This is a genomic window from Saccharopolyspora sp. NPDC049426 (genome assembly GCF_040676935.1).
Taxonomy (GTDB): Bacteria; Actinomycetota; Actinomycetes; order Mycobacteriales; family Pseudonocardiaceae; genus Saccharopolyspora.
This window is the reverse complement of sequence record NZ_JBFAPZ010000002.1, coordinates 432,965-443,820: the sequence shown is the minus strand read 5'-3', so window position 1 is coordinate 443,820 and position 10,856 is coordinate 432,965. Positions and strand designations below refer to the sequence as shown.

Genomic DNA, 10,856 nt, shown 5'->3' with positions numbered 1-10,856 from the left:
TCCGATGTGGACATCACCGGCGAAGAAGTGGCCGATAGCCGAGACCAGCACCAGCGGCACCGCCTGGACGAGGTCGGTGCCGACCAGCCGCGCCGAGATCAGCGATCCCACCAGCACGCCGGGGATCGATCCGGCCAGCAGCGAACCGGCCAGTCCGATGTGGACATCACCGGCGAAGAAGTGGCCGATAGCCGAGACCAGCACCAGCGGCACCGCCTGGACGAGGTCGGTGCCGACCAGCCGCGCCGAGCTCAGCCCGCGGTTGAGCAGCAGCAGGACCACGATGATGATCGATCCGGAGCCCACCGATGTCGTGCCCACCACCAGGCCGGCGACCGCGCCGAGCAGCACCGTGGGCACCGGGCGCACCCGGGTTCCGTCCGATGTGGAGGGTCGGCGGGAGAGCAGCATCCGGGTGAACAGCGTGATCGCGGCCAGCAGCACCGCGCCGCCCACGATCTCCTCGAGCACCGACTCGGCCCCGCTGCCCAGCGATCCCGCCAGCAACGACCCGGCCGCCGCGCACGGCAGCGAACCCAGGCACAGCCAGCCGACCAGCTCGGGCTGCACCGTTCGGCGCCGCAGGTGCACCGCCGCGCCCAGCGGTTTCATCACCGCCGCGGCCACCAGGTCCGAGGACACCGCGGCCAGCGGTGGCACGCCGAAGACCAGCGTCAGCAGCGGCATCGTCAGCGCACCGCCGCCCATGCCGGTCACGCCCACCATCAGGCCGGTGAGCAACCCCGTCGCCGCTACACCGAGGTCCACGACCGCACCCAGCCCCGTTCGCGCAACAAGGCCACGACGCGTGCCACGGCCTCGTCCTGCGACAGCTCGGAGGTGTCCAGGACAAGGTCGGCGTCGTCGGGGACCTCGTAGGGAGCGGAGACGCCGGTGAACTCCGGCAGCGACCCGTTGCGCGCCTTGCGGTAGAGCCCCTTGCGGTCGCGCCGCTCGCACTCCCCCAGCGGCGTGGCCACGTGGACCAGCACGAACCCGCCCGCCTCGTGGACCATGCGGCGCACCGCGTCCCGGTCGGCGTGGTACGGCGCGATGGGCGCGCAGATCGCCGCGCCGCCGTGGCGGGTGACCTCGGCGGCGACGTAGCCGATGCGGCGGACGTTGCGGCTGCGGTCCTCGGCGGAGAAGCCCAGCCCCTCGCACAGCGTCCGGCGGACCACGTCGCCGTCGAGCAGCGTGACCGCGCGGTGATCGTGCCTGCTGAGCTCGTCGCGAAGCGCCCGCGCCAGCGTCGACTTGCCCGCACCGGACAGACCGGTGAACAGGACGGTGAACCCGCGCGCGGTCAGCGGCGGGTGGAGCCTGCGCTGCTGCTCGGCGATGGCGCGCGTGGTGAACCAGTCGGGCAGTTCCGCGCCGCTGTCGAGGAGTTCGCGCAGGCCCTCGTCGCTGAGACCGGGACGGGTTTCGGCGGGGGCGACCTGCGCGGCGGGACGCCAGCGGTCGGCGTGGTCGCGCACCACCTCCGGCGGTTCGAGCACCTGGACGGGGGCCTGTTCGAGGGGGCTTTCCGAGATCAGGTGGGTGGCGCCGTAGGCGGCGGCGACGTGGGCGGCGAGCAGGGCGTCGCGCTTCGGGTCGGCGCGGCGCGCCAGCGGGACCGGGACGATCGTGGCGCCCTCGGGCAGTTCCGGGCGGGCGGCCAGCACCGACTGGACCAGCGCTTCGGGCCGCGGACCGGTCATGCGCGGCAGGATCAGGACGTGCGCGTCGAGCTCGCCTGCCAGCTGGCGGATCTGGGCGAGCTCGCGGTGGTGCAGCGGGGCCTCGGGCAGCACGCCGAGCACGGGTCCGGCCGGGAGCGCGGCCCGGACCCGCTCGGCGGGCGGCCGCATCCGGCGGAGCACTCCGGTGGGCTCCTCGGCGGCCACGAGCGGGCCCGCCGGGTGCGCGCCGGTCTCGTCGGACCACGGGGTTTCGTTGCGGAGCACCGCGACCGGAGCGCCTTCGACGTCGCGCAGCTCGATCTCCTCGGCCGCGGCGACCTCCTCCGGGACCGTCAGGGTGATCGGCTCGGACCAGGCCACGTCGGCGTCGAGGCGTTGGCGGGTGCGCACCGACTCGACCTCGTCGGCGGTGAGGAATCCGCGCAGCGGCGGGAACGCGCCGTCCAGCAGCAGTTCCACATCGGACAGCTCGGCGGGTTCGGGCACCCAGATCGCGCGGCGTTGCGGATCGGCGGAGACCTCCGTGCTCCCGCCCGGACGATCGGCATCCGTTCCGTTCGCGCTCACAGGCACCTCCGTCCTCTGATCGAGGGACGAACCGGTCCATCCCGTGGGACATCTGGATCCATACGGTGACCGACCCGCCCCCGGACGGAGAAGCCCGGTGACCAATACTCGCCAGTTCTGATTTTTCCCAGGAGGAGAACCGAATTCAGGCCGCGCGACCTGCCACAACCCGACAAAGCTCCCGCTCCGGGACAGCAACGGAACCAGCGGACGCGCGCGCACGGAGGAACGCGCACCGGCATGCAGCGGACGTCAACGGAGGGTCACCCCCCGTTAACGGAACAGCCGGATTTTCCCGTTTTCACGCCCGGGACTCGGGCCCGGCGTCGAGGCTCTCGGCAGCGGGCGGTTTTTGATCCGCACCGATCGGGCGAAAACGACATCGATCGCGGGCGGTTCGGACCAGAACCGCCCGCGATCGTCGCCCCCGAACCGCGGTGCGCTCAGGACTCCTTCGGATAGCCGAAGCGCATGATCGCCTGGGGGATGAGGGACGTGCCGAGGCGTTCGGCGAGGCCGGTGCGGATCTCCGGCACGTGCAGCGGCTGGGTCATCATCGACACCGACAGCCCGGACCCGGCGGCCTCCAGCCACGCCCGCTCGACGGCTTGCCCCGCGCGCAGGTGGTCGATCGCGCGGTCGCCGCGCGTGCCCACCAGCAGCACCGCCTCCTCGCGGAGGAGCCGCGCCAGGACGGTTTCGTCGGGCAGGTGCGTGGTGATGGCGGTCAGCCCGGCCGCAGCCAGGCCGCTCAGCCCCTCGGACTCGCTCCGCAGCCGCTTGCCCCCCGGCGTCACCCACCCGGCCAGCTCGCGGGTGTAGCCCGCGTCGGCCTGGAACGCGGTGGCCGATCGGCTCAGCATCCCCGCGACCTCGGCGGCCTCGGCGTCGGAGTTGATCCAGCGCCCACCGCAGCGGGTGCCCGCGGCGGCGTCCCAGATCTTCTCGCGGAGCAGCTCCGGCACCGGTTTGCCCGAGAACGGAGCCCGGTGGCTGCGGCGCTCCGGGATCGCGCGGGCCCAGCTCGCCTCCCGCGGGCTCGGCTCGGCGGGCTCACCGGCGTTGACGGCCGCGGAGACCAGACCCCCGGAGGCCCCGAGCTCGACCTGCGCGCTCCACCCCAGGCTCCGCACCGCCAGCACCAGGTTCATCAGCGCCGCACCGCACGAGATGCGCTGGTCACGACCCTCCGGGTCGTGCTGCATCCGCCTCGCCGGGTCCTCGCGCAGCACGGCGGTGCGGCGGTGCAGCGTCAGCGACCAGGGCCGGCTGTTGTGCACCGACGGAGCGTGCGAGACCGCCTCGCCGAGCTCCCCGATCTCGGCTGGCGACCACTCGACCTCCGGTGCCCGAACGCCCATGCGAGCCGTCTGCGCGACGCCCATCTGTTTCCTCCCCCGACTGGATCCGCCCTGGTCCGGACGGCACGGCCGCCGAGCGCACCGCGCCCCGACCGACTCCGAGACTCCCGGCCACCAGGCGCCCCGCACAGGGGACAAAGTCCCGACAACCCGGACACCGCGCCCCGTCCAGCCGGGGCGTGGACGGTTGGTGTGACCTATCTCGTCCCCCGCACCGAGCCAGGTCAACTATGTTCGGCGGCATGACCTCACGCCCGGCACCGCTGGACCTCCCGATCGTCGGACTCGCCGCGCTGTTCGCCACCTCGGGGACGTTGCACCTGGTCAGAACCCAGATCTTCGAGCCGCTGATCCCGTCCGCGCTGCCCGCTCCCCGCCGGGTCGTGGAGATCTCCGGAGTCGCCGAGCTGGCGTGCGCCGCCGGGCTGCTGCACCCGCGCACCCGCGGCGCCGCAGGCCTCGCCAGCGCAGCGCTGCTCGTCGGCGTCTTCCCCGGCAACGTCAAGATGAGCGTGGACGCGGGCAAGCGCGCGAAGCGCAAGGGCGGAGCGGCGCCGGCGGCGTTCTTCGCCGGCACCGTCGCCCGGCTGCCCTTGCAGTGGCCGATGATCCGCACCGCGCTGCGCGCGGCCAAGCGCTGAACGGGCTCAGAACGCGCAGGGAAGCTCCAGCACCCCGTTGACGAAGCTGGTGCGCTGGCGGACCGGCTCGGCGGTGGCGTGGATGTCGGGCACCCGGGTGAACAGCTCCCGCAGCATCAGGTCGATCTCGCGTCGCGCCAGGTGCGCGCCCAGGCAGAAGTGCGGCCCGCGCGAGCCGAACCCGAGGTGCGGGTTGGGATTGCGCGTGATGGTGAACCGGTTCGGGTCGACGAAGACGGTCTCGTCCCGGTTGGCCGACACGTAGTACATGATCAGCCGGTCACCGGCGCGGAAGCGGTGACCGAGCAGGTCCACGTCGCCGGTCGCGGTGCGCCGCATCCAGTTGACCGGTGTCGCGTAGCGGACGACCTCCTCGATCGCCGCGGGCATCCGCTCGTCGAGGTCGGACAGCAGCAGGTCGCGCTGCTCCGGGTGTTCGGTGAACAACGCCAGCGCGTGCGAGAGGGCGTTGCGGGTGGTCTCGTTGCCCGCGACGACCAGCAGCACGAAGAACTTGCCCAGGTCGGCGTCGCTGAGAGCTTCGCCGTCGACGTCGCCGTGGACCATCGCGGTGACGATGTCGTCGGCCGGGTTCGCCCGGCGGTCGCGGGCGAGCTCCCCCATCAGCTCGTGCATGAACCGCACGTTGTCGACCAGCACCGCCGTCCGGGGCTTGCCGCTCGGGTCCTGGTGGTCCGGGTCTCCGATGCTGGAGATGAGCGCGTTGGTGGCCTCGACGACCTCGGGCCGGGCGGATTCGGGAACGCCCATCATCCGGCACACGATCTCCAGGGGCATCGGCATGGCGACCTCGGCGACGAAGTCGCACGGCCCCCGCTGCACCAGCGCATCGACGATCTCGGTGGCCAGGCGGGCGACGTCTTCGGTCGCCCTGGAGATCATCCTCGGGGTGAAGGCGCGGGCGACGATGCGGCGCAGCCGCGCGTGGCGCGGGTCGTCCATGCTCAGCATCGACCCCAGCAGCCCGGCCACCTCCGGCGGCGGGTCGTCGAGGCTGGCGGCGATGGGCTCCGAGCTGAACGCCTGCGGGTTCCGGCTGGCCTCGGCGATCTGGTCGTAGCGGGTGATCGCGTAGAAGCCGGGGCCGTCGTCGCGCGGGCAGAACACGGGTCCGTCGGCCGCGCGGAGCGCCGCGAACGTCGTGTCCCGTTCCGAGGGCGGTTGGGCCCAGAAGTCGAGCGCGGAAAGATCGATCGTGGTCATCGTGTCTCCCAAGTCGATCACCAACGCTAGGCGCACCCGCTTGCACTCGGCTTTCACCGGCGGGATCGATCCACCATCGCAGCGGGGGCTCCCAGCGGTTAGCGTCGCGAGGCATGACTCCTCGCGAGCGCACCGTCTCCCTTCCGACGCACGACGTCGGGGTCCTGGAGTGGGGGCCGGTGGACGGTGAACTCCTGGTGGCGCTGCACGGTTTTCCCGACACCGCGTGGACGTGGCGCGCGGTCGGGCCGCTGCTGGCCGAGGCCGGGTACCGGGTGGTGGCGCCGTTCCTGCGCGGCTACGCGCCCTCGGACGCGCCGATCGACGGCGACTACTCGGTGAGCGCGCTCGCCGCCGACGCCGTCGCGCTGCACGAGCGCCTCGGCGGCGACTCCTCGACCGCGCTGATCGGCCACGACTGGGGTGCGATCACCGCGGGCGCGCTGGCCGCCGACCCGTCCTCGCCCTACGCGCGCGTCGCGCTCCTCGCGGTGCCTCCGCTGGCCTGGATGAACCCGACCCGGGCGGTGGCCCGGACCTGGCTGTCGGGGCTGGTCAGGCAGCCGCTGCACTCCTGGTACATCGCCTACAACCAGGTCCCCGGCCTGGCCGAGCGGAACTTCACCTGGCTGGCCCGGCGCCTGTGGCGGACGTGGTCACCGGGGTACGACGCGACCGACGACCTCGCGCACCTCGCGCGCGCCGTCCCCGACCAGGCCCGGGCGAAGGCCGTCGTGTCCTACTACCGAGCCCTGGCCTCGCGCGGCAGCCGAGCGGCTCTCGCCGAACCCCGGAGCCCGCTGCTCTACCTCCACGGCGACCGGGACGGCGCCATCGACCCGCGCTTCTTCGCGGTCGCGCGGTCCCGCGTCGCACCGCCGTCGCGCGCCGCGATGCTGTCCGGGGCGGGGCACTTCCTGCAGCTGGAGAAGCCGGCCGAGGTCACCGGCCACCTCCTGGACTTCCTGCGCTGAGCCGCCACAGCGACGTGATCTCCTCGCGCCGGGCCTGGTGGAGCGGGTCGGTGGTGTCCGACGCCTTGGGGTGGCTCGGCGCGGTGTCGTAGCGGGCTCGCACGTCCAGTCCCGCCGCGGCGATGCGGTCGAGCAGCTCGGCGCGGGTCCGCAGGCCCAGCCGTTCGGCGAGGTCGGAGAGCACCAGCCAGCCCTCGCCACCGGGGTTGAGGTGCTCGCGGAGACCGTCGATGAACCGGTGCAGCATGTCCGAATCTTGGTCGTAGACACCGAGTTCCAGCGCCGAGGTGGGTCGCGCGGGAATCCAGGGCGGGTTGCACACGGCGACGTCGGCACGTCCGCTCGGCCACAGGTCGGCCTCCTCGACCGTGACCCGCTCGGCGAGGCCGAGCCGGTGGACGTTCTCGCGGGCGCACACCACGGCCCGCGGGTTGATGTCGGTGGCCACCACGCGCGCGCCGCGCCTGCCGAGAACCGCCGCGAGCACACCGGTTCCGGTGCCCAGGTCGAACGCGACCGGGGGCTCGGTCGGAAGCGGCGCCTCGGCGACGAGATCGACGTACTCGCTCCGGACGGGTGCGAAAACGCCGTAGTCGGGGTGGATCCGCTCGCCGAGCGCGGGAACGTCCACGCCCTTCTCGTGCCACTGGTGAGCGCTGATCACCCCGAGCAGTTCGGGCGCGGACACGCACATCGGTTCGCCGGTGGGCGGGCCGTAGGCGTGCAGGCACGCCTCGCGCACGTCAGGTGCGCGTTGCAGCGCGAGCGCGTGGTCGGGCTCCAGCACCAGCAGCACCCGGCCGAGCAGTTCCGCCCGCTCGGCGCGCGCGGCGCGGTGCGCGCGGAACAGCGACGCGATGTCGCCCTCGGGCGCGGGGCGGCGGCGCAGGCGGCGGTCCATGTCCTGCACGAGGCGGCGTGCCGCGTGGAAGTCACCGCGCCAGAGCATGGCCGTGCCGGCTTCGGCGGTGCGGTGGGCGGCTTTGGCCGTGGTGCGGTCGTCGACGACGACAACGCTGGTGGGCGCGGGGGCCGAGTTCTCGGAATGCCAACGGGCGGAGTTCGGTGATCCGTTCTCGGACCAGCTGATCGTGGCCATTGCCTGCTCCTGAGGGGACGAAGGTGCCTCGGGTCGGGCAGCTCTTCGTCGCAGGAGCGGCGATCACCTCGAACCATGTCCGTGACCACGGCCGATCCCTCGTCGAGTCGGGCAATTCTCTCACACCCGCGCACCGCGCTGGGCCAGACGATCGGTTCTCGTGCGCCGACCGGGTGGCAACAACGGGAAAACCGCCGTCTCCAGGGAGAATCGGAGCCGCGACCGCGTCAGGGGGTGCTGACATGTCCGGTGCGCTCTCGGGGTCACGACCGAACATCGTGCTCATCGTCCTCGACGACCTGGGCTACGGCGATCTGAGCCGGTACGGCTCGCCGGTCGGCACGCCGCGCATGGACGCCGTCGGCCGCGCCGGGATGACCTTCCGGCAGGCCTGCTCCGGGGCGCCGATCTGCACCCCGTCGCGGGCCGCGCTGATGACCGGCCGCTACGCGCAGCGCGTCGGTCTGCCGCAGGTGCTGTGGCCGGAGGAGGACCGCGGGCTGCCGGAGTTCGAGCACACGGTCGCCGAGGCGATGCGGGCGGCCGGGTACGCCACCGGGATCTTCGGCAAGTGGCACCTGGGCGATCCTCGGCTCACCGGCAACCCGTGGGACGCGCGGCCCCGGTTCCTGCCGTCCGCGCACGGTTTCGACCACTTCTGCGGGATCCCCTACAGCAACGACCAGGGGTGGGGAGACCGGCAGCGGCTACCGCTGTACCGGGGCGATGCGGTGGCGGTGGACGACGTCAACACCGAGCAGGGGCAGGAGCGCCTGGCCGGCGAGTACACCGACGCAGCGATCGCGTTCATCCGGAGGAGCGTTGCGCGGCAACGGCCCTTCTTCGCCTACGTCCCGCACAGCTCCGTGCACCAGCCCTTCCACGTGCCCGAGGAGACCGGTGGCGCCGACGGCCGCTACCCCGACGTCATCCGCGAGGCCGACCGGCAGGTGGGCAGGCTGCTCGACGAGCTGCGCGCGCTGGAGCTGGTGGAATCCACGCTCGTCATCATCACCAGCGACAACGGGCCGTGGTTCGAGGGCAGCACCGGCGGGTTGCGGGGCCGCAAGACCGATCCGTTCGAGGGCGGCCTCCGGGTGCCGTTCATGGTCCGCTGGCCCGGCCGGGTACCCGTCGGCGAGAACCGGTACCCGATCTCGTTCGTGGACCTGCTGCCGACGCTGATCGACCTGGCGGGGGCTCCCGCACCTCCGTCCGATCGGCCCATCGACGGCATCAGCATCGCTCCCGCGCTGGCGGGCGAGCCGATGCCGCGCGGTCGCACGCTGTACTACTTCGGCGACCTGGAGGAAGGCCCGACGGGCGAGGTCGACCCGGACTGGATGTGGAACGTCTCCGCCGCGCGCCAGGACCGGTGGAAGCTGCTGTGGCCCGCGACGGTCTGGCCGGATCTGGGTCGCGAGATGCTGTTCGACCTCGACACCGACCCCGCCGAGTCCACCGACGTCGCCGCCGCTCACCCGCTGATCCGGGATTCGCTCGCCCAGCGCGCCCGCATCTTCAACGACGAGATCCTCCGCAACCGCGCCGCCGCGATCGAGCGCACCCGGCGCCACCGGGGAGGCGGATGAGAAACTTCCCAGGTGAGCGTGAAGGATCTGTGCCCCTGCGGACTGGGCGAGCCCTACGGCGAGTGCTGCGGACCGCTGCACGCCGGCGAGCGCGAAGCGGCCACGGCCGAGCAGCTGATGCGCTCGCGCTACTCGGCGTTCGCGGTCGGCGACGCCGACTACCTGCTCCGCACCTGGCACCCGACGACGCGCCCGGAGGAGCTCGACCTCGACCCGGCGCAGCGCTGGCTCCGCCTGGAGATCCTGAGCCGTACCGGCGGCGGGCCCTTCGAGACCGAGGGAACCGTGGACTTCCGGGCCCTCTACCGCCTCGACGGTGCGACCGGGTCGCTCACCGAGCACAGCCGCTTCACCCGCCGCGGCAAGACCTGGCTCTACGTCGACGGCGACCACGACTGAGCGCCGATTCAAGATCCACCGCGCGGGAGTCCGGATCCCGGCCCTCCCACCACCAGGCCGTTTCATCGGGCACGATTCGAGCATGGCGAACGGTTCACACGCGGTTCTGGCGCTGCACTGGCAGGTCAACGTGATCAAGCCCGAGGGGTTCTTCGGCGGCATGCTCGCCGAGCCGGTGGCCCGCAGCGGCGTGGTCGAGCGCGCGGCGCGCTTCCACGCCGAGGCCGCGGCGCCGGTGGTGTTCACCCGCTTCACCGTTCCGGAAGGCGAGGGGCAGCTGGTGCGCAACACCGAGTTCATGCGCGCGGTCGGCGAGGCCCAGGAGCTCTTCCGCCCCGACTCCCCCGGCGCGCAGCTGATCCCGGAGATGTCCGGCGCCCTGGACGTGGTGGACAACCAGAAGCTCTCCGGCCTCGCGGGCAACGACCTGGCCGACCGGTTGACCGCCCGGGGAATCGACACGCTGTTCATCACCGGCGTCGCCACGAACCTGACGGTCGAGCAGACCGCCCGCCACGCCACCGACCTGGGTTTCACCGCTCACGTCGTCACCGATTGCACGACGGCGGCGGACCCGGCCGTGCACGAGGCGGCCGTGGCGAACCTGAACCTCACGACAGCGGGTTGCCTGACCGGCGTCGAGGCCCTCGCGCGCCTCGGCGGGTGATCACCTGGCCGGTCGGGGGCTGAAGTCCGCCGGGGTGAAGGTGAAGACCGTGTAGGCGCGGTCGTCGAGGGTGAACCGGGTGTGCTTCTTCATGCCGAGCGCCCGGTGCACCTTCAACCCGCGCTGGTTGGTGTTCTCGACGAACACGGCGGCGCTGGGGTACCGGTCGCCGAGCATGAGGGCCATGCCCGACAGCAGCATCCGGACGACGCCCTTGCCGCGGTACTTCGGTGCGACGACCACCGGGCCGCAGTGCAGGACGGGACCTTCGAGGTTCTTGGTCAGCTCCGCGGTCCGCTGCGCCGGTCCGGGCAGCGCCCCGGCTTCCGAGGTCAGCACGACCCCGGCGAGCTTGTCCTTGTCCTCCACCAGGAACGTGCCGGGACCGCCGGTGAAGGCCTCCAGCGCCTCCTCGTCCCACTCGCCCTGGACGAACCCCTGTTCGCCGCGCTTGGCCTCGGGCACCGCGCTCTCCTGCGCGGACTGGAGCAGTTCGAGGATCGCGGGTCGGTCCTCCTTGGTGGCGAGACGAACAGACATCGGCATGGCCCGAGCCTAACCGGGCCTGTCACCAGCGGCGTTGGCCGGTCACGGAGTCTACGGAGCCGCTGCGCTTTCCCCTTCGGGGGTTTCTGCCACCGGCA

The 10,856-nt window shown here is 72.4% G+C and carries 11 protein-coding genes; 5 read left to right on the top strand and 6 right to left on the bottom strand.

From position 1 onward, the window contains the following. The 3 genes from AB0J78_RS05275 to AB0J78_RS05265 all read right to left on the bottom strand — a co-directional run. The coding region (locus AB0J78_RS05275; protein ID WP_363787197.1) for a sulfite exporter TauE/SafE family protein at nucleotides 1-768 on the bottom strand (768 nt) is incomplete at its 3' end. After that, complete coding sequence (cysC, locus tag AB0J78_RS05270) at nucleotides 753-2,255, bottom strand: adenylyl-sulfate kinase (protein ID WP_363787195.1); 1,503 nt, start codon at nucleotides 2,253-2,255, stop codon at nucleotides 753-755. The genes cysC and AB0J78_RS05275, both read right to left, overlap by 16 nt. A 443-nt stretch (nucleotides 2,256-2,698) precedes the next feature. Continuing rightward, a complete protein-coding gene (locus AB0J78_RS05265) occupies nucleotides 2,699-3,640 on the bottom strand; it encodes a nitroreductase family protein (protein WP_363787193.1) in 942 nt (313 codons plus the stop codon). A gap of 218 nt (nucleotides 3,641-3,858) precedes the next feature. On the opposite strand from AB0J78_RS05265, the gene AB0J78_RS05260 reads away from it, so the two are divergent. Next, nucleotides 3,859-4,257: a DoxX family protein gene (locus tag AB0J78_RS05260; RefSeq protein ID WP_363787191.1), complete on the top strand. Its 399-nt coding sequence runs from the start codon at nucleotides 3,859-3,861 to the stop codon at nucleotides 4,255-4,257. Between the two features lie 6 nt (nucleotides 4,258-4,263). Here the strand turns inward: AB0J78_RS05260 and AB0J78_RS05255 are convergent, their stop codons facing one another. After that, nucleotides 4,264-5,481, bottom strand: a complete 1,218-nt coding sequence (locus AB0J78_RS05255; protein WP_363787189.1) for a cytochrome P450 — start codon at nucleotides 5,479-5,481, stop codon at nucleotides 4,264-4,266. A 113-nt stretch (nucleotides 5,482-5,594) separates the two neighbouring features. Here AB0J78_RS05255 and AB0J78_RS05250 point away from each other — a divergent pair, with 113 nt between their 5' ends. Beyond that, the gene (locus tag AB0J78_RS05250; protein ID WP_363787187.1) at nucleotides 5,595-6,455 is read left to right on the top strand and encodes an alpha/beta fold hydrolase; all 861 of its coding nucleotides are present in this window, start codon (nucleotides 5,595-5,597) and stop codon (nucleotides 6,453-6,455) included. On the opposite strand, the gene AB0J78_RS05245 is transcribed toward AB0J78_RS05250, so the two are convergent. Further along, nucleotides 6,424-7,554, bottom strand: a complete 1,131-nt coding sequence (locus tag AB0J78_RS05245; RefSeq protein WP_363787184.1) for a class I SAM-dependent methyltransferase — start codon at nucleotides 7,552-7,554, stop codon at nucleotides 6,424-6,426. The genes AB0J78_RS05250 and AB0J78_RS05245 overlap by 32 nt on opposite strands. A gap of 242 nt (nucleotides 7,555-7,796) precedes the next feature. Here AB0J78_RS05245 and AB0J78_RS05240 point away from each other — a divergent pair, with 242 nt between their 5' ends. The 3 genes from AB0J78_RS05240 (at nucleotide 7,797) to AB0J78_RS05230 (ending at nucleotide 10,212) form a co-directional block, all read left to right on the top strand. Continuing rightward, nucleotides 7,797-9,146, top strand: a complete 1,350-nt coding sequence (locus AB0J78_RS05240; protein WP_363787182.1) for a sulfatase-like hydrolase/transferase — start codon at nucleotides 7,797-7,799, stop codon at nucleotides 9,144-9,146. Nucleotides 9,147-9,164: 18 nt separating this feature from the next. Further along, complete coding sequence (locus AB0J78_RS05235) at nucleotides 9,165-9,545, top strand: YchJ family protein (protein ID WP_363787545.1); 381 nt, start codon at nucleotides 9,165-9,167, stop codon at nucleotides 9,543-9,545. Nucleotides 9,546-9,627: 82 nt separating this feature from the next. Continuing rightward, on the top strand, nucleotides 9,628-10,212 hold the full coding sequence (locus AB0J78_RS05230; RefSeq protein WP_363787180.1) for a cysteine hydrolase: 585 nt from the start codon (nucleotides 9,628-9,630) through the stop codon (nucleotides 10,210-10,212). Here the strand turns inward: AB0J78_RS05230 and AB0J78_RS05225 are convergent, their stop codons facing one another. Continuing rightward, a complete protein-coding gene (locus AB0J78_RS05225; RefSeq protein ID WP_363787178.1) occupies nucleotides 10,213-10,758 on the bottom strand; it encodes a GNAT family N-acetyltransferase in 546 nt (181 codons plus the stop codon). It abuts the gene before it with no gap. Nucleotides 10,759-10,856: the final 98 nt, after the last annotated feature.